At 52.9% G+C, this 23666-nt stretch carries 22 protein-coding genes, 1 other RNA gene and 1 pseudogene; 5 read left to right on the forward strand and 19 right to left on the reverse strand.

The genetic code is table 11. The features are described from left to right. The 4 genes and pseudogenes from OGY18_RS06125 to ffs form a co-directional block, all read right to left on the reverse strand. Window positions 1–270: transposase (locus OGY18_RS06125; protein WP_286552278.1), on the reverse strand; the 270-nt coding region annotated here is incomplete at its 3' end. A 68-nt stretch (window positions 271–338) separates the two neighbouring features. Further along, window positions 339–431, reverse strand: a pseudogene (locus OGY18_RS06130) (hypothetical protein); the annotation flags it as partial. Next, a complete protein-coding gene (locus OGY18_RS06135) occupies window positions 428–679 on the reverse strand; it encodes a hypothetical protein (protein ID WP_003831029.1) in 252 nt (83 codons plus the stop codon). The pseudogene OGY18_RS06130 and the gene OGY18_RS06135, both read right to left, overlap by 4 nt. 198 nt (window positions 680–877) lie before the next feature. Then, window positions 878–974: signal recognition particle sRNA small type (gene ffs / locus OGY18_RS06140), an RNA gene on the reverse strand. Window positions 975–1136: 162 nt separating this feature from the next. On the opposite strand from ffs, the gene OGY18_RS06145 reads away from it, so the two are divergent. Next, window positions 1137–1448, forward strand: coding sequence for an MGMT family protein (locus tag OGY18_RS06145; RefSeq protein ID WP_003831028.1), 312 nt, complete (start codon window positions 1137–1139; stop codon window positions 1446–1448). 31 nt (window positions 1449–1479) lie between these two features. On the opposite strand, the gene OGY18_RS06150 is transcribed toward OGY18_RS06145, so the two are convergent. Beyond that, window positions 1480–2049, reverse strand: a complete 570-nt coding sequence (locus tag OGY18_RS06150; protein WP_003021666.1) for a YbaY family lipoprotein — start codon at window positions 2047–2049, stop codon at window positions 1480–1482. A gap of 212 nt (window positions 2050–2261) precedes the next feature. Here OGY18_RS06150 and tesB point away from each other — a divergent pair, with 212 nt between their 5' ends. Then, window positions 2262–3122: an acyl-CoA thioesterase II gene (tesB, locus tag OGY18_RS06155; protein WP_003831027.1), complete on the forward strand. Its 861-nt coding sequence runs from the start codon at window positions 2262–2264 to the stop codon at window positions 3120–3122. 50 nt (window positions 3123–3172) lie between these two features. On the opposite strand, the gene amtB is transcribed toward tesB, so the two are convergent. From amtB to decR, 5 genes are all read right to left on the reverse strand, one after another. After that, entirely contained in the window at window positions 3173–4459 is a 1287-nt protein-coding gene (amtB, locus tag OGY18_RS06160; protein WP_126319016.1) for an ammonium transporter AmtB, read from the reverse strand. Window positions 4460–4490: 31 nt separating this feature from the next. Then, entirely contained in the window at window positions 4491–4829 is a 339-nt protein-coding gene (gene glnK / locus OGY18_RS06165) for a P-II family nitrogen regulator (RefSeq protein WP_003021657.1), read from the reverse strand. Window positions 4830–5077: 248 nt separating this feature from the next. Beyond that, complete coding sequence (locus tag OGY18_RS06170; RefSeq protein WP_284968863.1) at window positions 5078–6856, reverse strand: SmdB family multidrug efflux ABC transporter permease/ATP-binding protein; 1779 nt, start codon at window positions 6854–6856, stop codon at window positions 5078–5080. Next, the gene (locus OGY18_RS06175) at window positions 6849–8621 is read right to left on the reverse strand and encodes a SmdA family multidrug ABC transporter permease/ATP-binding protein (RefSeq protein WP_286552284.1); all 1773 of its coding nucleotides are present in this window, start codon (window positions 8619–8621) and stop codon (window positions 6849–6851) included. The genes OGY18_RS06170 and OGY18_RS06175 overlap by 8 nt, the downstream gene beginning before the upstream one ends. Window positions 8622–8665: 44 nt before the next feature. Continuing rightward, a complete protein-coding gene (gene decR, locus OGY18_RS06180) occupies window positions 8666–9124 on the reverse strand; it encodes a DNA-binding transcriptional regulator DecR (RefSeq protein ID WP_003831023.1) in 459 nt (152 codons plus the stop codon). A gap of 116 nt (window positions 9125–9240) precedes the next feature. Here decR and OGY18_RS06185 point away from each other — a divergent pair, with 116 nt between their 5' ends. Beyond that, on the forward strand, window positions 9241–10296 hold the full coding sequence (locus tag OGY18_RS06185) for a PLP-dependent cysteine synthase family protein (RefSeq protein WP_286552286.1): 1056 nt from the start codon (window positions 9241–9243) through the stop codon (window positions 10294–10296). 50 nt (window positions 10297–10346) lie between these two features. Here the strand turns inward: OGY18_RS06185 and cof are convergent, their stop codons facing one another. After that, window positions 10347–11165 carry an HMP-PP phosphatase gene (gene cof / locus OGY18_RS06190; RefSeq protein ID WP_048235970.1) on the reverse strand — a complete coding sequence of 273 codons (819 nt, stop codon included), beginning with the start codon at window positions 11163–11165 and terminating at the stop codon, window positions 10347–10349. Window positions 11166–11309: 144 nt separating this feature from the next. Between cof and OGY18_RS06195 the strand changes: the two genes are divergently transcribed. Further along, entirely contained in the window at window positions 11310–13010 is a 1701-nt protein-coding gene (locus OGY18_RS06195; RefSeq protein WP_286552288.1) for an SgrR family transcriptional regulator, read from the forward strand. A 65-nt stretch (window positions 13011–13075) separates the two neighbouring features. Next, complete coding sequence (gene queC / locus OGY18_RS06200) at window positions 13076–13771, forward strand: 7-cyano-7-deazaguanine synthase QueC (RefSeq protein WP_149384066.1); 696 nt, start codon at window positions 13076–13078, stop codon at window positions 13769–13771. A 105-nt stretch (window positions 13772–13876) separates the two neighbouring features. Here queC and fadM read toward each other — a convergent pair whose 3' ends face one another. The 8 genes from fadM to tig all read right to left on the reverse strand — a co-directional run bounded on the left by fadM (window position 13877) and on the right by tig (window position 23636). Beyond that, window positions 13877–14275 (reverse strand): long-chain acyl-CoA thioesterase FadM, encoded by a 399-nt coding sequence (gene fadM / locus OGY18_RS06205; RefSeq protein WP_003021636.1) that lies wholly within the window; start codon window positions 14273–14275, stop codon window positions 13877–13879. A gap of 106 nt (window positions 14276–14381) precedes the next feature. Then, entirely contained in the window at window positions 14382–14756 is a 375-nt protein-coding gene (locus OGY18_RS06210) for a helix-hairpin-helix domain-containing protein (protein WP_003831017.1), read from the reverse strand. 146 nt (window positions 14757–14902) lie between these two features. Continuing rightward, the gene (gene ppiD, locus OGY18_RS06215; RefSeq protein ID WP_286552291.1) at window positions 14903–16777 is read right to left on the reverse strand and encodes a peptidylprolyl isomerase; all 1875 of its coding nucleotides are present in this window, start codon (window positions 16775–16777) and stop codon (window positions 14903–14905) included. A 268-nt stretch (window positions 16778–17045) separates the two neighbouring features. Further along, window positions 17046–17336, reverse strand: coding sequence for a nucleoid-associated protein HU-beta (gene hupB / locus OGY18_RS06220; RefSeq protein WP_219352570.1), 291 nt, complete (start codon window positions 17334–17336; stop codon window positions 17046–17048). 190 nt (window positions 17337–17526) lie between these two features. Then, a complete protein-coding gene (gene lon / locus OGY18_RS06225) occupies window positions 17527–19881 on the reverse strand; it encodes an endopeptidase La (RefSeq protein WP_003831014.1) in 2355 nt (784 codons plus the stop codon). 184 nt (window positions 19882–20065) lie between these two features. Continuing rightward, window positions 20066–21340 carry an ATP-dependent protease ATP-binding subunit ClpX gene (gene clpX, locus OGY18_RS06230; RefSeq protein ID WP_003831013.1) on the reverse strand — a complete coding sequence of 425 codons (1275 nt, stop codon included), beginning with the start codon at window positions 21338–21340 and terminating at the stop codon, window positions 20066–20068. A gap of 126 nt (window positions 21341–21466) precedes the next feature. Beyond that, window positions 21467–22090, reverse strand: coding sequence for an ATP-dependent Clp endopeptidase proteolytic subunit ClpP (gene clpP / locus OGY18_RS06235; RefSeq protein ID WP_003021624.1), 624 nt, complete (start codon window positions 22088–22090; stop codon window positions 21467–21469). A gap of 247 nt (window positions 22091–22337) precedes the next feature. After that, window positions 22338–23636, reverse strand: a complete 1299-nt coding sequence (gene tig, locus OGY18_RS06240; protein WP_003021622.1) for a trigger factor — start codon at window positions 23634–23636, stop codon at window positions 22338–22340. Between the last annotated feature and the right edge of the window lie 30 nt (window positions 23637–23666).

The following is a 23666-nucleotide window of genomic DNA, read 5'->3' on the forward strand; positions in this document are numbered from 1 at the left end:
AAACAGGCGCATGGAGGCGATTTCGTACAGGGCATCTTCCATGGCACCGTCGCTCAGGTTGTACCAATGCTGCATGCAGTTAATACGCAGCATGGTCTCCAGCGGATAGGGCCGTCGGCCATTGCCCGCCTTGGGATAAAACGGCTCGATGACAGCGGTCATATTCTGCCATGGCAGAATCTGCTCCATGCGGGAGAGGAAAATCTCTTTTCGGGTCTGACGGCGCTTAGTGCTGAATTCACTATCGGCGAAGGTGAGTTGATGGCTCATGATGTCCCTCTGGGATGCGCTCCGGATGAATATGATGATCTCATATCAGGAACTTGTTCGCACCTTCCCCAGCTCAGACGAACATGTTTCACATAACCGGAACGCAGCATTTCACAAGCTTCGCCGTAATTACAGGCGGTTGAGAGCGGTTGTTGTTTCATTTTTTCTTCTTCAGTAGTCTGCGCAACGCTTTGATTTCTTTAGGAGTCAGTGCTTCAACTACGGACTCTTCCGTATGCTGGCTATCGATATCCTCAGCGGAGACTCCCGCCTCTTCAACGGCGGTAAACGCAATCAGCAGCAGTTTTTCCGTCGCAACACTTAAATTTTCGTTATGCACTTCAGCGTAATGGCGAAGCTTTTCTTTTAGCGCCTCATCAATTTTGACATTCAATACAGCGGTCGACATCGTAGAAAATCCTTGTGGTCAGCCAAAACACACCGAATGTAAGACTCTGTCGTTACAGTGCGATGGCGGCGGCAAAAGCATCAAATAACATCCCCGAAACACATTGACAGCATTTGATGACAATAAAATGACAATACGATGACAAAGAAAAGAAGATAAGCAGAAGGGAAATTGCCGGACGGCAGAATTGGGTGGGGGCCCTGCCAGCTACATCCCGGCACACACGTCATCTGCCTTGGCTGCTTCCTTCCGGACCTGACCTGGTAAACAGAGTAGTGTTGCGGGAGAACCAACAGAGCCCCCATTGAGAGCGTTGTTAACCAACGCGCAGGCGCATTATCACTGCTGCACCCTGTAATTGCAACCCATCCAGCATCGGATGCTGTTTTCTTGTGCAATGCAGCTTCACTCCTTCGCCATTCAGCATTATGCTGGAGGATTAGCGCAGGAATAAATAATGGATATACAAGACTCTTTCCCCCAACGCGTCTGGCAAATCGTCGCGTCAATCCCCGAAGGTTTCGTCACTACGTATGGCGATGTTGCCAGGCTTGCCGGTTCGCCGCGTGCTGCGCGCCAGGTAGGCGGCGTGCTTAAGCGTCTCCCCGAAGGCAGCACTCTGCCCTGGCATCGGGTGGTCAATCGCCATGGTACCATTTCGCTGACCGGCCCCGACCTGCAACGGCAGCGTCAGGCGTTACTGGCAGAGGGAATTGTGGTTTCTGGAAGCGGACAGATCGATTTACAGCGTTATCGCTGGGTGTACTAACCCTCTCCAGGCGGAGAGGGTTACGACTACCTTAGTACTGCGTGGGGGCAGGAACGGCAGAAGACGGATTCACCTGGGTTGGTGACGTTGACGGCACCGTGGTGGCAGCCCCACCGCTCGCCTGAACCGGTACTGCCGTTTGCTGTACAGGGACCAGCGTCAGGTCAGCTTTTGTACCACCCTGATTAATGACCGTCTGAACGGTATCAGTAATAAAGACCAGTTTGTCATTAACCGTAATTGCCGCACTCAGCAGAATACGAGCGTTAGGCTGAATATCTGCTGGATTAAACGGTAATACGAAGCTGAATGGCGCCTGCTTGCCTTCAGTACGGACCGCTTTTTGCGACAGCACTTTTGACGGCGCATCGGCCAGCGACGCATCTGACAGCGTGACGGTCAGCACCGCATCGGGTGGCAAGGCCACTTTCTGGCGGATCCATACCGTACCAGAAACATTTGGCTGTTGAATTTTAGACTGTGTGTCAGCAATTGACGTATTAGGGCTTGGCGCAGGTGTCTGAATATCTGCACTTTTATCAGCACAGGCCGCCAGAGCGACCGCAACCGCTAAACCACTTACCATGTGCACGAGTTTCATTAAATTCTCCTTATCATCTATGCACCAGCGAGAACTTTCCTCGCCAGAAGAGTGGTTAACAAAAACATAACGTGACTAAGTGTGGCACAAGACAGCTGTTTTTGCCTGTAATAGGCCTTTAATTCAGACAATTGCACCCATCGGACCACTTTCAAAATTGCGTTATACTCTGCCTACCTCGCTGCGAGAACGATATAACCTGGAGAGCACGTATGAGTCTGGCGCTGAAAAATTTGCTGACATTGTTAAATCTGGAAAAAATTGAAGAAGGACTCTTTCGGGGCCAAAGTGAAGACTTAGGGTTGCGTCAGGTTTTTGGGGGACAGGTTGTCGGTCAGGCGCTGTATGCCGCCAAAGAAACCGTACCGGAAGAGCGTCTGGTCCACTCTTTTCACAGCTATTTTTTACGCCCCGGCGATAGCCAAAAGCCCATCATCTATGATGTTGAAGTCTTGCGTGATGGTAACAGCTTCAGCGCGCGCCGCGTTGCCGCAATTCAGAATGGTAAACCCATTTTTTACATGACCGCCTCTTTCCAGGCACCGGAAGACGGATTTGAACATCAGAAAACCATGCCGGATGCGCCGGGTCCCGATGAGCTGAAATCAGAAACGGAAATTGCCCGTTCAGTGGCGCATTTACTGCCGCCGCTGTTGAAAGAAAAATTTATCAACGATCGTCCGTTGGAAGTGCGCCCGGTTGAGTTTCACAACCCCTTAAAAGGTCACGTCGCACCTCCGGCGCGCCAGGTATGGATCCGCGCAAACGGCGAGCTGCAGGACGATCTGCGCGTCCATCAATATCTGCTTGGCTATGCCTCAGACCTGAACTTCCTGCCTGTTGCACTGCAGCCATACGGGATTGGTTTTCTGGAAAAAGGGATTCAGATCGCCACCATTGACCATTCAATGTGGTTCCACCGTCCGTTCAATATTAATGAGTGGCTGTTGTATAACGTCGAGAGCACTTCGGCCTCCGGTGCCCGGGGTTTTGTACGCGGGGAGTTTTATACCCAGGACGGCGTACTGGTCGCCTCTACCGTGCAGGAAGGGGTAATGCGTAATCGCAATTGAGAATTACCGGATGGTGGCGCAAAAGCGTTGCCATCCGGCAGATTGAAACATCAAGCGTTGTAGGCGTTTTCGCCGTGACTGTTCACATCCAGACCTTCGCGTTCCTGCTCTTCCGGTACGCGCAGACCCACCGTCATATCTGCCAGCTTATAGCCAATGAAGGCCACCACGCCGGACCAGACGATGGTGATCGCCACGCTTTCCAGTTGCACCAGCAGCTGATGCCCCATGGTCACGCCCTCGGCAAAGCCCACGCCGCCCAGAGAGCTGGCAGCGAAAACGCCGGTCAGGATGCAGCCAACAATACCGCACACGCCGTGCACGCCAAACACATCACACGGATCGTCCACGCGCAGAAAACGCTTCAGCATGGTCACTCCCCACAGGCCAGCCAGCCCCGCAACGACACCGATAATCAGCGCTCCTCCGACACCAATGTAGCCACATGCAGGTGTTACGCCCACCAGACCTGCAATAGCACCAGAACAAGCGCCCAGCAGAGACGGTTTGCCACGCAGCGCCCATTCACCGAAGATCCATCCGAGGATGGCGGCAGCGGTGGCGACCACGGTATTGACGAAGGCCAGTGCGGCAATTTCATTCGCCGTTCCCGCTGAACCGGCGTTAAAGCCAAACCAACCAATGTAGAGAATAGCGGTACCGGTGAAGACCATCGGCAGGTTATGCGGTTTAAAGGCTTCTTTGCCAAAACCGACGCGTTTGCCAATCAGATACGCACCAACCAGACCAGCAATCGCTGCGTTGATGTGCACGACCGTCCCGCCGGCAAAATCCAGTGCGCCGTGAGAAGCCAGTAAGCCGCCGCCCCAGACCATATGGGCAATGGGGATGTACGACAACGTTAACCACACCACCACAAAAATCAGCACCGCAGAGAAACGAATACGCTCAGCAAGAGCCCCGACAATCAGCCCAACGGTGATGCAGGCAAAAGATCCCTGAAAAGCAACGTGAATGTATTGGTAGAAGCTCCCCGTGACCGCCGTCAGCTCGATGTTCTTCAGCAATACCCAGTTGAAGTTGCCGAAGAAATTATTCCCTTCGCCAAAGGCCAGTGAGTAGCCATAAACCACCCATAGAATACAAACCAGAGCGAATGTCACCGTCACCTGAGTCAGCATCGACAGCACGTTCTTACCGCGAATCAAACCGCCGTAGAACAACGCAATGCCAGGGATAGTCATAAACAGCACCAGCGCGGTACAGATCATCATAAAAGCGTTATCTGCTTTATCCGCAACCGCCGGTGCCGCCATCGCCAGTCCCGGCAGTAGCGCCAGTGAAGCAATACCTGTTTTCATCGTTGCTATCTTCATTTTTTGGTTTCCTATCACTGTGTGCCAGAAGTTACAGTGCGGCTTCGTCGGCTTCGCCGGTACGAATACGAATCACACGTTGCAGCTCGGCGACGAAGATTTTGCCGTCGCCAATTTTTCCGGTGTATGCCGCCTTACTGATGACATCAATCACGCCATCCAGTTGGTCGTCGGCAATCGCCACATCAATCTTCACCTTTGGCAGAAAATTGACGCTATATTCAGCCCCACGGTACAGCTCAGCATGACCTTTCTGTCGGCCAAACCCCTTCACTTCGGTGACGGTCAGCCCCTGAATACCAATAGACGACAGTGCTTCACGGACGTCTTCCAGTTTGAACGGTTTGATTACCACGGTAACCAGCTTCATAGATCCCCTCCAGTCAGAATTCAGTAGTGGCTGCAGATACACGAGAGGAATATTGCAAGGGGTGTGCCAGGAATGAAAAACGCGGAATGATTCAGGTTCGCCGGGTGCTGCCGGGAGAGAAACAGAAAAAACGCACTATAACGGTGCACAGTGCGTTACATTTTTGCACCAGATTGTTGATTGCCGGATGGCGGCGTAAACGCCTTACCCGGCCTACGATACCGCGTGGCCGGATAAGCACTGCGCCGTCAGGCGATAACAGAATCCTCTTGCGTGCTGGCGGCTAACTCTTCGCCCGCCAGCTGCAGCTGATACATCTGCCAGTAACGGCCTTGCGCCGCCAGTAATTGCTGATGCGTACCACGCTCAACCGCCTGACCGCGATGCAGCACCAGAATGGTATCCGCATCGACAATCGTCGATAACCGATGCGCAATCACCACCAGCGTAGTGTGTTCACGGACCGCCGCCAGCGCGTGCTGAATGGCCTGTTCAGTACCGGAATCAATACTGGCTGTGGCTTCATCGAGGATCAGCACCTGCGGCGTTTCAACCAATACCCGCGCCAGCGCCAGCAGCTGTTTCTGCCCAACGGAGAGATTATTGCCCTGCTCGCCCAGGCGGGTATGAATCCCCTCGCTCAAACCCCGAGCCAGTTCTGCCAGTTGCACAGTCTCCAGCGCCTGCCAGACCCGCTCTTCTGAGATATCGCGACCCAGCGTGACGTTTGCCAGGAAGGTATCCGCCATCACCACCGGATCCTGCTGCACCATCGCGATGCCCTGACGTAACGCACCGTGGCTCAGAGAAGACAACGGACGTCCGTCAAGGCGGATTTCCCCCTTCGTCAGCGGGTAATATCCCATCAGCAGGCTGGCCAGCGTGCTTTTGCCGCTGCCTGTGTGTCCGACCAAAGCCACAAAGCTGCGCGAAGGCACGGACAGACTGATGTTTTGCAGCACCAGATTGTCGTCGCGATAGGCAAATGAAACGTTATCCACCTCAATGTCTCCGCTTTTGAGCGGGCGATCGTCTTCACCATAGCGCTGACGAGGCCCGTCCATCAGTTCGAACACTCGCTCACCAGCGACAACCGCCTGCTGCAGCATTGATTGCTGGGTGGTCAGCTCGATCAGCGGTTCGTTCAAACGGCCGAGGTAGCTGATGAACGCGTACAGCACGCCAACCTCAATGGAGGTGCCAGAGGTAAAACTGAACAGCATCAGCAAGCCGCAGAGGATCAGCGCCGAGAAAAGGCTCAGCAGCGGACGCAGCAAAAAACCATCCAGTCGCAGGGTTTGCATGCGCGCCATATAGTGCGAGCGGCTGGCCTCGCCCATTCTCTCGCCAAACCTTGCCTGCTGGCGGAACTGCTGGATAACGCTCATGCCGTTGATGACTTCGTTAAAGCCATCGTTAATATCCGCCAGATAAGCGCGCACCCGACGCACAATCGGGGTGCTGTAGCGTTGGTAAATAACCATCACCACCAGCACGGCCGGGAAAATGGCCATCGCCACCAGCGCCATACGCCACTCGAGGCTGAACATCGCGACCAGCATGGCGCCAATTAAGGCCGCGCTGCGCAGAACCGTTGCGACCACCGTCACGTACAGGTCACGAATCACTTCGGTGTCATTGGTCACGCGGGAGATAAGCTGCCCGACGGGCTGAGTATCAAAGGCGCTGAGCGGCTGGCGCAGCGCAGCGTCCATTACGTCGGTACGTAACTGTTGTACTACGCCAACCGCCGCCTGGTTAAACAGTAACGACTGCGCGTAATGCAGCCCTGCCGCCAGCAGTTGCAGACCGACATAGGCGGCAACCAGCCCGGCAACCATCGCCAGCGGCAGATTGTTCTTCGCCACCATGTTATCGATAAAATAGCTAATCAGCAGCGGGCCGCTGACTTCCGCCGCCGCCGCCACCCACAGCATGACGACCGCAATCGCTAACTGTTTTCGCCATGGGGAACCATACGCCAGCAGTCTTTTCAGAGTCGGCCATAATTGCCCGAAACTACGCATTAGCCGCCTCCTCGTTTATCTCTGGCGCATCAGACAGCGCCGCTTCCAGTTGCTGATAGCGGTACATATCGCGATACCAGCCAGGCTGCTGCACTAAAGATTCATGCTCACCGCGCTGGGCAATATGCCCATGCTGCATCACGATAATCTCGCTGGCTTCCGTCAGAGCCGACAAACGGTGTGCGCTAATAATCACGGTTCGGCCTTCGCCCCACTGGCGCAGGTTATGCAAAATCTGATGTTCGGTACGACCATCTACCGCCGACAACGCATCATCCAGAATCAGGATTTCAGCGTTCAGCAGAAGCGCTCGAGCGATAGAAATACGCTGTTTTTGCCCGCCAGACAGCATCACCCCGCGTTCGCCCACTTCGGTGTCATAGCCCTGCGGAAGACGTAAAATATCCTCATGAACGCTGGCAAGACGCGCCACATGCTCGATCTCTTCCTGCGTGGCCTGCGGGCGTCCTAAGGCGATGTTATTGCCGACGGTATCGGAAAACAGAAATGGCGTCTGGCTGACAACCGCCAGTCGGCTACGCCAGCTATCCAGCTGTAAGCGCGTTAATGGGATATCATGAAAGCGCACATCGCCCTGGGTGATATCAAAATGACGCTGGATCAGCGACAGCACCGTACTTTTTCCCGAGCCGGTCGGACCACAGATGCCCAGCATCTGTCCAGGTTTGAGCTGGAAATTCACATTTTCCAGCGCCGGGTGAGTGGTTTGCGGGTAGCAAAATTCGCGAATCGCCACCGCCAGCTCGCCGCGTCCTTCCGGCACCGGTTCAGTACCGTCATCCACTACCGGCGCTTCTGCCAGCATGGCGCGAATTCGGCTATACGCGGCGCTGCCGCGTTCGACGATGTTAAACATCCAGGCCAGCGCCAGCATCGGCCAAATCATCAGACCGAGATACATCATAAAGCTGGTGAGCTGCCCGAGCGTCAGCGAGCCGTGTACCACCATCCAGCTTCCCCCGGCAATCGCCAGCAGGTTAGCCATACCAATGGCGATATAAATCGTGGGATCAAAGCGGGCGTCAATGCGCGCCACGCGCAGGTTTTTCTTACCGGTATCTTCAGCATCAGCGGCAAATAATGCCGACTGTCGATCCTCCAGACCAAAGGCCTTGATCATACGAATACTGGTCAGGCTTTCCTGAGTACGATCGTTGAGACTGGAAAACGCCGCCTGCGCCAGCTTAAAACGGTTATGGAGTCGATCGCCGTAACGTTTGATCATCAACGCCATCACCGGCATCGGCAGCAGCGCAATCAACGTCAGTTGCCAGCTTATCTGCGTTGACATCACGATCAGCACCGCACACCCCATGACCAGCGAATCCACCAGCGTCAGCACCCCTTCTCCGGCGGCAAATACGACGCGATCGACATCGTTGGTTGCCCGCGCCATCAGATCGCCCGTACGGTGCCGCAGATAAAATTCTGGATGCTGGCGACTCAACTGACGGTAATAATCTTCCCGCAGCTCAACCGCCAGTTGGTAGGATGCGCCAAACAGCAGCACGCGCCAGACATAGCGCAGCAAATAAACCACCACGGCAATCAGGGCAATTGTCCCCACCCACATCAGCAGCCGCTCGGTGATGAAACGTTGAGTCGTCACGCCATCCACAATGATCCCGACCACTTTCGGCGGAATAAGCTGAAGGATAGCGATGATGATAAGCAAGGCCACTGCCCCGAGGTAGCGACGCCACTCCCGGCGGAAGTACCAGCTTAATTGAGCAAATAATCGCACGCGTTATGTCCTGACAAGATTTCCGGCAATAAGCGCCGGGAGAATTATTCAATAGGTAGAGCAGTTGTGTATTTAATCTGTTCCATGGCAAAGCTGGAGGTGACGTCAGACAGGCCCGGTACGCTATTCACCAGGCGCTTATAGAATTCATCATAGCTTTTCATATCAGCAACCTGCACTCGCATCAGGTAGTCATACTCCCCTGCCATACGCCAGAACCCCAGAACCTCGGGCATTCCGGTCACTTCAGTGACAAAGCGGCAATACCATTCGCTGCTGTGATGCTGAGTTTTGATCAGCACAAACGCGGTGAGTCCAAGCCCCAGTTTTTCTGGATCCAACAGGGCGACTCTGCCCAGCAGGATACCGTCATCCTCAAGTCGTTTGAGACGTTTCCAGCAGGGGGTGGTAGTCAGATTAACGGCATCTGCTAATGCCTGCAAAGAAAGGGTGCAGTCCTGTTGCAGCAAGCCGAGTAGCTTGCGGTCAATTTTGTCTAACATATCCACTCCACAGAGAAGAATTTTCTCCTTACATTCTATTTTAAAGGCTAAATGGCAACAATTTTTTCCGTGCTTTTCGCTATTCTGGGCACAAAATGACAAATGGATATCTATTAATGATGAATAGCTCCTGGGTTAAAAACGCCATCAATGAAATCAACGCGGATTATCAGCGTTCTGCGGATACGCATCTCATTCGCCTGTCGCTACCGGCGTTCCCGGGCATTCAGCTCTATTTAAAAGATGAGAGCACGCATCCGACCGGGAGTCTGAAGCATCGTCTGGCGCGCTCACTGTTTCTGTACGGATTGTGCAATGGCTGGATCAAAGAAGGCACCACCATCATTGAATCATCGTCCGGTTCAACGGCGGTCTCTGAGGCTTATTTCGCTCGACTGTTAGGGTTGCCATTTATTGCCGTCATGCCTTCCTGTACGGCAAAACGTAAGGTTGAACAGATTGAATTTTACGGCGGTCGCTGTCATTTCGTGGAAAGCGCCTGCGAAATCTATGCGGCCTCTGAGCAACTGGCGCGTGAGCTGAACGGTCATTACATGGACCAGTTCACTTACGCTGAGCGCGCCACCGACTGGCGCGGCAATAATAATATCGCCGACAGCATCTTTCGTCAGATGCAGTGCGAGCCCAACCCCGTTCCCCGCCATATTGTGATGAGCGCCGGAACCGGTGGCACCTCAGCAACCATTGGCCGCTATATCCGTTGTCAGGGCTACGACACTCAACTGATGGTAGTGGACCCGGAAAACTCGGTCTTTCTGCCCTTCTGGCAGGATCGCGATGCCACGTTACGCAGTCCGGTAGGAAGTAAAATTGAAGGCATTGGCCGCCCGCGTGTCGAACCGTCTTTCATTCCTGACGTGGTCGATGAAATGCTGCGCGTGCCGGATGCCGCAAGCGTGGCCACCGCACACTGGCTGGAAACGCAGTTGGGCCGTAAAGTCGGCGCCTCTACGGGTACCAATATGTGGGGAACACTGCAACTTGCCGCCCGTATGCGCGATGCCGGAGAAAGCGGCTCACTGGTGACGCTGTTGTGTGACAGCGGCGAACGCTATCTGGAAACCTACTACAACCCACAGTGGGTCGACACGCACATCGGTGATTTAACGCCGTGGAAAGCGGAGCTCGCCCGACTACTGAACACCCATTAATGGTATAAAAAAAAGCCAGACGCGAAGTCTGGCTTGCTGGAAGGGATCTCTCATTCGGGGGAATAAGGTAGATGTGGATTGTCCAGCCAATGCGTCAAAAAGTGTGACACTGCCTGATTACGGCAATGCCCAATCACCGATAAATGAGGCAGTTCAGCAATCAGTTGCGGCATCGCGTTACCCATAATCAGGCCGCGCCCAACGCTGCCTAACATTTCGCGATCGTTCATAGCATCGCCAAACGCCATACACTCGGCCATTGAATAACCTAAATGGTCGCTCAACACCGCCAATGCCGATCCTTTATTACAGCCCAGCGGCAGCACCTCAAGGCAATCAAACGCGGAAAAACAGAGATTCGCCTGTTCACCCAGCGCTTCATTCAGTTGAATTCGCAATTGGATCAAAGAGTCATGATCGCCGCAGAAACAGACTTTCGTGACCTGATGCGCCGGAATACGTTTCACATCGACGATCTGGTAGCGAAATCCGCTATACACATGCGCCTGCAGCAGCGAGGGGATCTCTTGTCCGGTGAACCAACCGTTGTCATTAAAGACATGCATGCTGGCGGTAGTGTCCCACTTCTGATGCAACACAATATCCGCGACATTCGGATCCAGATCCTGACGGTGTAACACATCGCCCTCAAGAGAGTGAATACGCGTGCCATTACCCGTGATCAAAAAGGCGTCCAGTGAGATCGAGCCTAAAATATGGCGCATCTCAAGCACATGTCGGCCGGTAGCAAATGTCAGAGTAATATCGCGTTCACGCAGGCGCGACAGCGTTGAAAGCGTTTCGTCACCTAAATGGTGATTCGGCATCAAAAGGGTGCCATCCATATCAAATGCAGCCAGACGAGCCATTTCTTTCTCCACACTGTGACGCGGTTAACTTGTGATCCAGTATCACCTGAGATATACGGAAGTAATAGTGAATAGATAAAATGAATTGTTCCGGGTTTCTCTACGCATAAACCGTTAACGGACATCCTGAAGGAAAAAGTATCAATGCGTCTGCTTAATCGCCTGAACCAGTACCAACGCCTGTGGCTGCCCTCGAACGGCGAACCGCAGTCAGTGACCGTCGGGGAACTGGCCGAACGCTGTTTTTGTAGCGAACGCCATGTGCGTACCCTGCTAAAGCAAGCGCAGGATGCGGGCTGGCTGGAGTGGCATGCCCAGTCGGGGCGCGGGAAACGCGGGCAACTGCGGTTTTTAGTGACGCCAGATTCACTGCGCAACACCATGATGGAACAGGCGCTGCAAAAGGGAGAGCAGCTTAGCGTACTGGAACTGGCTCAGTTGGCTCCGGGCGAATTAAGAACACTGCTACAACCGTTTATGGGCGGTCAGTGGCAAAACGACACGCCAACCCTACGTATCCCCTATTACCGCCCGCTCGACCCCTTGCACCCCGGTTTTCTCCCTGGTCGCGCGGAGCAACACCTCGCCGGACAAGTTTTCTCTGGCCTGACCCGGTTTGACAGCACTACGCAACGTCCTTGTGGAGACTTAGCCCACCACTGGAATATTTCCGCTGACGGCCTGCGCTGGGATTTCTATATTCGTTCCACCCTGCATTGGCATAACGGTGATACGGTAAGCAGCTCACAGCTACATCAGCAGTTGCTGAAGCTGTTAGAACTCCCCGCGCTGAATAAGCTGTTTATCAGCGTAAAGCGCATTGAGGTGACGCATCCCCAGTGTCTGACCTTTATTCTGCATCGTCCCAACTTCTGGCTGGCGCACCGTCTGGCAAGCTACAGCAGTCACCTGGCGCATCCTGAGTACCCGTTTGTGGGTACCGGCCCGTTCCGGTTGACGCTGTTTACTCCTGAGCTGGTGCGTATCGAGAGCCACGATCACTACCATCTGAATCATCCGCTGCTAAAAGCCATTGAATACTGGATAACCCCACAGCTCTTCTCCCAGGATCTGGGCACCAGCTGTCGCCATCCGGTGCAAATTGCGATTGGTAAACCCGAAGAGTTGCCTATGCTAAGCCAGGTAAGCAGCGGGATCAGTCTTGGTTTTTGCTATCTCACGCTCAGAAAAAGCGCGCACCTGAATACGCAGCAGGCCCGTAGACTGATCAATATCATCCACCGTTCTTCCCTGCTACAAACGCTTGAAGTGGATGAAAATCTGATCACGCCAAGCAATGCACTGCTCCCCGGATGGACTATCCCACAATGGGATGAACTCGATGAGGTGGCATTACCGGAAAAGCTGACGCTGGCTTATCACCTGCCGGTAGAACTTCACGCTATGGCTGAACAGCTTCGCCAGGCGCTGGCGCTGCTCGGCTGTGAATTAACGCTTATTTTTCATAATGCTAAAAACTGGGATGGCGATCATCCCTTAGCCCAGGCCGACCTGATGATGGGCGACAGGCTGATTGGTGAGGCACCTGAATATACTCTCGAACAGTGGTTGCGCTGCGATCAGCTCTGGTCACATGTATTGAATGCGCCAGCATACACACATTTGCAAACGACCCTGGATGCCCTTCAAATCCAGGCCGATGAGGACGATCGCCACGCTGCTTTACAACAAGTTTTCGCCACGCTAATGCATGACGCTACCCTGACCCCACTGTTCAATTATCACTATCGCATCAGCGCGCCACCGGGCGTGAACGGCGTACGCCTGAATCCTCGTGGCTGGTTCGAGTTTACCGAAGCCTGGCTGCCACCTCCTTCAGCGTGAAGAAGCTGGTCGACGGCACGTCCAGGCGCTACCATAAGGGCTTCGTTATTTTGTCAGGAAAAGCCATGAAACGTGCCGTTGTTGTATTCAGTGGAGGTCAGGACTCCACGACTTGTCTGGCGCAAGCGCTGCATCAGTATGATGAAGTGCACTGCGTGACCTTTGATTATGGTCAGCGCCATCGCGCTGAGATTGATGTCGCACGTGACCTGGCCTTAAAACTTGGCGCACGCGCGCACAAAGTACTTGATGTCACATTGCTCAGTGAACTGGCTGTCAGCAGCCTGACCCGCGATAACATTCCGGTACCCAATTACGAACCGGATGCGAACGGCATTCCCAATACCTTTGTGCCAGGACGCAATATTCTGTTCTTAACGCTGGCAGCAATTTACGCGTACCAGGTGCAGGCAGAGGCAGTCATTACCGGCGTTTGCGAAACGGATTTCTCCGGATACCCAGACTGTCGCGATGAGTTCGTCAAAGCCCTGAACCATGCCGTAAGCCTGGGGATGGCGAAAGATATTCGCTTTGAAACCCCACTGATGTGGATCGATAAAGCCGAAACCTGGGCACTGGCTGATTACTGGGGCAAGCTGGACCTGGTACGCGAAGAAACGCTAACCTGCTATAACGGCATCAAAGGTGACGGTTGCGGTCACTGTGCGGCGTGTAATCTGCGTGCCAACGGCCTGAACCATTATCTGGCGGATAAACCGGCAGTGATGGCGGCAATGAAGCAGAAAACCGGGTTAAAGTGATTGTATTGCCGGATGGCGCTTTGCTTATCCGGCCTACAGGCAGTCGCAGCAACTCATGTAGGCCGGATAAGACGCTTGAGCGTCACCTTCCGGCAGTCGCAGCCACTACTGCACCATCTGCTCCAGTTTTTCGCGCAACTCCCCTTCCAACGGCAACGCTTTTTGCGTTTTCAAATCAATACAGACGAACGTAATCAGCGCGTCTGCCACCACCTGCCCTTCCGGCTCCAGGGTAATGGTCTGGTTTAACACGCCACTTTTGCCATTTAACTGTTGAACCTGACTGGTGATGGTCAGCAGATCGCTCAGCACCGCAGGTCGCCGGTAGTTGATATTAATATTCACGACCACAAAAGCGATGTTGTGTGCGGTCATCCACTGAAAGCTGTCGCTGTTTTCCAGACCATCCCAGCGGGCCTCTTCCAGAAACTCCAGATAGCGGGCATTGTTAACGTGCTGATAGACATCAAGATGAAAACCACGGACTTTGATTTGTGTTTGCATAGCGCAGGAGCCTTACGTTGTTTTTATAGGAACAGACTTTTGAGTAAAGAGGTCATAACTGGTATGACCTCTACAGTCTGGCAAACTTTCAGCGCTCTGCAAGTTATTAAAGTGTTAAAACTGCCAGGTTACGCTCAACCAGTGAACTGCCCATGCCCGGCACCTGTTTTAAATCATCCACCGTTTTAAACGGCCCGTACTCCTCACGATAGCTCACAATCGCCTGCGCTTTCTTTAGACCCACGCCATTCATAACTCGCGCTAAATCCTCCGCAGAAGCGCTGTTGATGCTTACCCTGGTGCCCTCATCGTCGCTTGCTTTAGCGGGCAGTGTGGCTTTGCTTTGTGCCGCCCCTGGGTTTTCCGCTTTGGTTTGAGTCGCCTGGCTTTTGGCGACAGGCTCAGCCGCCAATGCGGTTTGGGCCATACCAGCGCAGGTCAATGAAAGAGTGATAAGCAGAGCTTTGATTCCATGTTTCATACTGTTTTCTCCTTGTTTGTTAACAGTGGAATCACGATAGCGAGGTGCAGAACGGCAGACAAACGGCAAATATCAGAAATGGAAAAGGCCGCGAAAGCGGCCTTTGGTAGATACAACTTTTTGCAATTTTTTGCGAACTGCCTCGGTTATTGCTGCTGTTCCAGCGCATCACCGATTTTAATTTTTGCGGCTTTACGCAGGTTGCTCATCAGCGCTTCGAAGACAATCTGCGCGTTGTTCTGAGTGATCCCCTGAACCATCGCTTTCTTCTGCGCTTCAGGCATAGAACCAGCTTTCACCTCGTCCAACGCCAACAGAACAACGTTACCCTGCATGTCGTTCGCGACGCCGTAGCTCGGTTTGTCTTTCGCCGGCAGGCTCAGACCAAAGGCAGCCTGGCTCAGCGGATCCTGACCCGTACGGCTCAGCGTTTTCGCCTCGCCAAAGCTCAGACCCGCCGCTTTCATCGCTTCATCGCCTTTACCGGCTTTCAGATCCGCCAGCAGTTTATCGGCATCAAGCTTCGCCTGCTGCTCTGCTTTATTGTGCTTAACAAGCGCAGTTACCTGATCTTTCACTTCAGCCAGTGGCTTCACGGCTTCGGCTTTGTGCTCTGCAATACGCAGTACAAACGCGCGATCGCCATCCACGGTGATGATGTCGGAGTTACTGCCAGGCGTACCGTTTTCGCCAACCAGACCACCATTGAAAATAATGTCAGCGACCGGTTTGAAATTCAGTTCTTCCGGCAGGCTGTCACGGCTAAACCAGCCCGTTTCAACCGCTTTCATACCTGCTGCCTGCTCTGCACCCGCCAGAGATTCGTTATCGTTGCTGGCCGCGTCGCTGACTTTCTGTTGCAGCGCATAGTAGGCATCCAGCGCTTTTTCCTGCTTCACTTTTGCCGCAATGTCGTCACGGGCTTCGCTCAACGGTTTAACCTGTGCAGGCTGTACGTCGTCAAGACGCGCAACGAGGAAACCAACGGAAGACTTAATTACGCCAGACAGTTGGCCTTTTTCTTTCAGACCCGCATTTTTCAGCTCATCCGGGGTGGTGGAATCTTCCAGCCATCCCATATCGCCACCTTTACGGGCAGAGATGATATCGGCAGATTTTTCTTTCGCCAGCGCGGCGAAGTCACCGCCTTTGCTCAGCTCGTCCAGTACCGCTTTGGCTTCATCTTCAGTTTTGGTCTGAATGATGCTATAGCGGTTACGCTGCGGCTGAGTGAACTGATCCTGATGCTGGTCATAGTAAGACTGAATATCAGCATCGCTGGCCGTCTCCTGCATAGCAGCAGCATCCAGCTTGATGTAGCTCACGCGGAACTGTTCCGGCGTCATAAAGTTGTTTTTATTCTGCTCGTAGTAGCTGGCAACTTCCTGCTCGGTAACAGACTGCTTCGCGGCCAGAGCGTTAACGTCAATCGTCGCCTCGCGCACGATACGCTGCTGTGCGACCAGCGCCGCCAGTTCGTCCGTTTCGCCTTTCAGCATGAAGTCCGTACCGGCAACACCGTTAATCAGCTGCTGCGTCGTGAGCTGATTACGTAATGCCTGTGCGTACTGGTCTGCAGTCATTCCCATTTGATTCACAATCGCGTTGTAGCGGTTGTTATCAAACTTGCCGTCCACCTGGAACGCAGGCGTGGCGAAAATAGCCTGTTTAACCTGATCGTCGCTGATGTTGAGCTTAAGCTCGTGGGAGTACTGATCCAGCAGCGCTTCGTCAATAAGACGATTCAGCACCTGCTGACGCAGCGTTTTCATGTAGCCTTCGTTCGCGGCCAGTTCGGAGTATTGATCGCCCAGCTGTTGCTGCATGCGGTTACGCTCGCTGTTGAACGCATTCTCGAACTGCCCGCGGCTGATCTCCTGGCCATTCACTTTGGCGGCGAAGTTATTGCCCCCGCCAATCAGGTAACCACTCACGCCGGTCAAAATGAACGACACGATAATGATACCGAAAATAATCTTGAGCACGAGACTGTTAGCAGCCGTGCGTAAGCTGTCCATCATGGTGTAACCACACTCCGCTGTAGATGACTATACGCGTTATCCTCTCTGCTGCCCCCGCGTTGATGACAACAACGGCAACAAGGATTTTGAGTATATATGCTTCACGCAGCATAGCGTTTCCTGAACGCTGCGCACAAAGGTCTATTGTGACAAGAAACAGGGGCAATTGTCAGCCCACAACGCGTAGAAAGTACCGGAATTACAAATAAAAAAGGCACATCAGTCGATGCGCCCTTGTACTTCGTCACATCCCCAAAGGGGAAATCACTTAGTTTACCGCGTCTTTCAGTGCTTTACCTGCACGGAAGCCCGGTACTTTAGCCGCGGCGATGGTGATCTCTTTACCTGTTTGCGGGTTGCGACCAGTACGGGCAGCACGCTCTTTAACGGCAAAAGTACCAAAACCTACCAGCGCTACGTCATCACCTTCTTTCAGAGATTCGGTAACAGAAGCAATAATTGCATCTAACGCACGTCCAGCCGCAGCTTTAGAGATATCAGCCCCTGCAGCAATTTTGTCGATCAGTTGAGATTTATTCACTCTTCTCTTCCTCTTTATAATTTATATCGCACCTGAATCCTTCAAAGTGCGACCGCGCAGCAGTTATATCAGGCCTGCCATGCCCTTACAACACCCGTTAATGATGGCAAGCCTAATCCGTTATCTAAATTAGCTATACAAAAAAAGACTGGCAAGCCCGAAATGGCCTGCCAGCCCTGTTTTTATTAATGCTCTTTGCGCGAGGTCACTATTTTGCCGTCACAACCTGCATTCCAGAGGGTTCATTTTGCAACGCAAGAGTCAGAACTTCCTCAATACGTTTCACCGGGTGAATATTAAGATCGGCAATTACGTTGTCCGGAATCTCTTCCAGGTCACGTTTGTTCTCATCGGGAATTAAGACCGTCTTAATGCCGCCACGGTGTGCCGCCAGCAGTTTTTCTTTCAAACCACCGATAGGCAGAACCTGACCACGCAGGGTGATCTCACCCGTCATCGCTACGTCGGCGCGAACTGGGTTACCGGTAAGACAAGACACCAGCGCAGTACACATAGCAATACCCGCACTTGGACCGTCTTTCGGCGTCGCCCCTTCAGGTACGTGAACGTGGATGTCGCGTTTTTCGTAAAAGTCCGGGTTAATACCCAGTTTTTCCGCACGCGCGCGCACCACAGTCAGCGCAGCCTGAATCGACTCCTGCATGACTTCACCCAGAGAACCGGTGTAGGTCAACTTACCTTTACCCGGTACGCAGGCGGTTTCGATAGTCAGCAGATCGCCGCCAACTTCCGTCCACGCCAGACCCGTCACCTGACCAACGCGGTTTTCGTTGTCCGCGCGGCCATAGTCAAAGCGCTGTACACCCAGATAGTCGTGCAGGTTGTCGCCATTGATCTCAATATGTTTCAGCGATTTATCCAGCAGCAGCTGTTTCACCGCTTTACGGCACAGTTTAGAGATTTCACGTTCCAGACTACGCACGCCTGCTTCACGAGTGTAGTAACGAATAATGCCCACAATGGCGCTATCGTCGACCGTCAGCTCACCTTTTTTCAGCGCATTACGCTCAATCTGTTTCGGCAACAGGTGACGTTTGGCAATGTTCAGCTTTTCGTCTTCGGTATAACCGGACAGACGGATCACTTCCATACGATCCAGCAACGGTGCCGGAATATTCATGGAGTTAGAGGTCGCAACAAACATCACATCGCTGAGATCGTAGTCCACTTCCAGGTAGTGATCGCTGAACGCCACGTTCTGCTCTGGATCCAGCACTTCGAGCAGTGCGGAAGCCGGATCGCCACGCATGTCGGAAGACATTTTGTCGATCTCATCAAGCAGGAACAGCGGGTTTTTAACGCCCACTTTGGCCATTTTCTGGATCAGTTTACCCGGCATAGAACCGATATAGGTCCGGCGGTGACCGCGAATTTCGGCTTCATCACGCACGCCGCCCAGCGCCATACGGATGTATTTACGCCCAGTTGCCTTAGCGATGGACTGCCCCAGAGAGGTTTTACCTACCCCCGGCGGTCCAACCAGACACAGGATCGGCCCCTTGATTTTATTTACACGGCTTTGAACCGCGAGATACTCAAGAATACGGTCTTTGACGCGCTCCAGACCATAATGGTCGGTATCGAGGATTTCCTGCGCCTGACGTAGGTCTTTTTTGACCTTGCTACGCGCATTCCACGGCACCTGTACCATCCAGTCGATGTAGCCACGCACCACGGTCGCTTCCGCCGACATAGGAGACATCATTTTCAGCTTCTGCAGCTCTGCTTCCGCTTTCTCTTTTGCCTCTTTCGGCATTTTCGCCGCGTCGATTTTACGCTTCAACGCTTCGTTTTCGTCCGGTGCATCGTCCATCTCACCGAGTTCTTTCTGAATAGCTTTCATCTGCTCGTTCAGATAGTACTCGCGCTGAGATTTTTCCATCTGCTTTTTCACGCGGTTGCGAATGCGTTTCTCAACCTGCAGCAGATCGATTTCAGACTCCATCATCGCCATCAGATATTCCAGACGTTCGTTAACGTCGGACATCTCCAGCACGGACTGCTTGTCAGCCAGCTTTAGCGGCATGTGTGCAGCGATGGTATCCGCCAGACGTGCAGGATCGTCAATGCTGTTCAGCGACGTCAGCACTTCTGGTGGAATTTTCTTGTTCAGCTTGATATAGCCTTCGAACTGGCTGATAGCGGTACGCACCAGCACTTCCTGTTCGCGCTCATCAATAGCAGGCGAGTCAAGGTACTCTGCTTTCGCAGAGAAATGCTCGCCGTTGTCAGACAGCGCAGAAATACGCGCACGCTGTAACCCCTCGACCAGCACTTTTACGGTGCCGTCAGGCAGTTTCAGCATCTGCAAAATAGAGGCCACGGTCCCGACGGTGAAAAGATCGTTTACACCCGGCTCATCCGTTGACGCTTCTTTCTGTGCGACCAGCATGATTTTTTTATCATGGTCCATAGCCGCTTCCAGACAACGGATAGATTTTTCCCGCCCTACAAATAAGGGTATGACCATGTGCGGATAAACCACCACATCGCGCAACGGCAATACGGGGATTTCAATGCGTTCAGAACGCTCAGGATTCATAGAGCTCTCTCTTAGTTTAGTTTCCGCCAGGTAATCAGGTGGTACGACTGTGCTTCACACCACCTTTAACATGTATGTCAGTATATGGGGATGTTTCCCACACATTCAACGCCATGTTTACGGAAAAATAAAAGGGGAGATAAAATCCCCCCTTTTTAATTAAATGTCTGTATGAATTGATGAATTATTCGCCAGATGCCTGCTGCGCTTCCGGCTTACCGTAAATCAGCAATGGCTTGCTCTGACCGCCAATCACCGACTCATCGATCACCACTTTTTCGACGTCTTCCATAGAAGGCAGATCGTACATGGTGTCGAGCAGCGCGGCTTCGACGATAGAACGCAGACCACGAGCACCGGTTTTACGCGCCATCGCTTTCTTAGCGATCGCATCCAGCGCTTCCTCACGGAATTCCAGATCGACACCTTCAAGATTGAACAGCGCCTGGTACTGCTTGGTCAGGGCGTTTTTCGGCTCTTTGAGGATCTGGATCAACGCTTCTTCGCTCAGCTCGCTCAGCGTTGCCACAACCGGCAGACGACCGATGAACTCAGGGATCAGACCAAACTTGATCAGATCTTCCGGTTCAACCTGCGACAGCAGTTCACCTTCGCTGGCTTTATCAGACTGCGCTTTTACCGTTGCGCCAAAACCAATGCCGGAGCCGGTTTCAACACGGTTAGCAATCACTTTATCCAGGCCGGCAAAGGCACCACCGCAGATAAACAGGATCTTGGAGGTATCAACCTGCAGGAATTCCTGCTGAGGATGTTTACGACCACCCTGCGGCGGAACGGCAGCAACCGTCCCTTCGATCAGTTTCAACAGCGCCTGCTGTACGCCTTCGCCGGAAACGTCACGGGTAATAGATGGGTTATCAGACTTACGTGAAATCTTGTCGATCTCATCGATATAGACGATCCCACGCTGTGCTTTCTGCACGTCGTAATCGCACTTCTGCAACAGCTTCTGAATAATATTTTCAACATCTTCACCCACATAACCGGCTTCGGTCAGCGTGGTGGCATCAGCCATGGTGAACGGAACGTCCAGCAGGCGCGCCAGCGTTTCAGCCAGCAGCGTTTTACCGGAACCCGTCGGGCCAATCAGCAGGATGTTACTTTTGCCCAACTCAACACCATTGCTGGTGTCGCCGTTGCGCAGACGTTTGTAATGGTTGTATACCGCGACCGCCAGCACTTTCTTCGCCTGCTCCTGACCGATAACGTAATCGTCCAGGTGGTTGCGAATTTCATGTGGCGTCGGCAGCGCACTGCGTTCACGGTGCGGTGCTACTTCCTTAATCTCTTCGCGAATGATGTCGTTGCATAAATCAACACATTCGTCGCAGATATACACGGATGGACCGGCAATCAGCTTACGCACTTCATGCTGGCTTTTGCCGCAAAAAGAGCAGTACAACAATTTGCCCGAGCCATCTTTGCGTTTATCTGTCATGGGTCAAAACCTCTTCTTTGTTCTTTGTGCCGCACACGACGACGCAAATGCCATTCTCAGGCGCAAGACGCTAGTCAGCGTTGTGCCGCTCCAGGTAATTATAGCGGCACACCTGCGCACTGGGCATTAATTACGATGGGTCAAAATCGAGTCGACCAGACCGTACTCTACCGCTTCAGAAGCGGAGAGGAAGCGATCGCGCTCGGTATCACGTTCAATCTGCTCAAGAGATTGACCCGTATGATGCGCCATAAGTTCGTTCATGCGCCCTTTTACCTTCAGGATTTCACGGGCATGAATTTCAATATCCGTTGCCTGGCCCTGGTAACCGCCCAGAGGCTGGTGGATCATGACGCGAGAGTTAGGCAGGCAAAAACGTTTGCCTTTCGCCCCGGCGGTCAGCAGGAACGCACCCATTGAGGCCGCCTGGCCCATACAAATGGTGCTGACGTCCGGCTTAATAAACTGCATGGTGTCATAGATAGACATCCCGGCAGTGATCACTCCACCAGGGGAGTTGATGTACAGGTAGATATCTTTTTCTGGGTTTTCTGCTTCCAGGAACAGCATCTGCGCCACGATCAGGTTAGCCATATGGTCTTCGACCTGGCCGGTCAGAAAAATGACGCGTTCCTTAAGTAGACGAGAATAGATATCAAAAGAGCGCTCACCACGTGAGGTCTGTTCAATGACCATCGGCACCAGCGCCATATGGGGTGCAAAGTTATCTCGTTCGCCGCTGTATGACATTTCCGTCTCCTGGATAAAATTTGAAAAAACCTGCTGTGCTGATTGTAACCTTATGGACGGATTATCAGCTAGTCCCTCAGTAATGGGTACGACATCGCCATAATTCAAGCATAACAATCTTTTGTTGTAACGCTAACACTGAAACGCTGTTTTCGCACTCTTCCCATGCAAAATGCGTGACAAAAAAAAACCCGCCACCAAAAGGTGACGGGCTTGCGTACGAAATTCGAGCTAAAAAAGCGACGAATTACGCCTGCTGGTTCATCAGTTCGTTGAAGGAAGTGGCTTTTTCAGTCACTTTCGCTTTCGCCAGAACGGCTTCAACAGCCTGCTCTTCCAGAGCGACGTTACGCATGTTGTCCATCAGCTCTTTGTTTTTGCTGTAGAACTCAACAACTTCTTTCGGATCTTCGTAAGCAGAAGCCATCTCTTCGATCAGGCCTTTAACGCGATCTTCGTCAGCTTTCAGTTCGTTGGTACGAATCACTTCGCCCAGCAGCAGACCAACAACTACGCGACGCTTAGCCTGTTCTTCGAACAATTCACGCGGCAGTTCCAGAGCTTGTTTCTCGTTGCCACCGAAACGCTGTGCAGCCTGACGACGCAGAACGTCGATTTCGCTGTCGATCAGCGCAGCCGGAACGTCGATGTCGTTAGCTTTTACCAGACCTTCGATCGCCTGAGACTTAACGCGGTTACGCACAGCGCCTTTCAGCTCGCGTTCCATGTTTTTACGGACTTCAGCGCGCAGACCTGCTACGGAACCATCTTCAACGCCGAAACGTTTGATGAATTCTTCAGTCAGTTCCGGCAGTTCGCGTTCTTCAACTTTCTTCAGGTTGATAACGAACTTCGCAGCTTTACCTTTCAGGTTTTCAGCGTGGTACTCTTCCGGGAAGGTCACGTCGATAGTGAACTCTTCGCCAGCTTTGTGGCCTTTAACGCCTTCTTCAAAGCCCGGGATCATACGACCCTGGCCCATCGCCAGTACGAAGTCAGACGCTTTGCCGCCTTCGAACTCTTCGCCGTCTACAGAACCGGTGAAGTCGATGGTTACACGGTCTTCTGCATCAGCAGCGCCGTCTTTGTCTTTCCAGGTAGCCTGCTGCTTGCGCAGGGTGTCCAGCATTACGTCAACGTCAGCGTCGGTAACTTCAACAACCGGTTTTTCAACTTCGATTGCTTCCAGGCCAGTCAGCTCAACTTCCGGGTAAACTTCGAACTCTACCGCGTAAGTAAAATCTTCACCCAGTTTGTATTCGCCCGGAACGTAGTTCGGTGCGCCAGCTGGATTGATTTTTTCTTTGATGATCGCGTCAACGAAGTTGCGGCTCATCAGGTCACCCAGAACGTCCTGGCGAACAGACGCGCCATAACGCTGAGCAACAACATTCATCGGTACTTTTCCTTTGCGGAAACCGTCAATACGCACTTTCTTCGCTACGTTGACCAGCTCGCTTTTCACAGCGGTCTCGATGCTGTCAGCAGCGATAGTAATCGTTACACGGCGGCCAAGGCCTTGAGTGGTTTCAACTGAAACTTGCATCTTGTTACCTCAAAAAATCACAGTGCTCGG

The organism is Citrobacter sp. Cpo142, from assembly GCF_030332425.1.
In the GTDB taxonomy this organism is placed as follows: Bacteria; Pseudomonadota; Gammaproteobacteria; order Enterobacterales; family Enterobacteriaceae; genus Citrobacter; species Citrobacter portucalensis.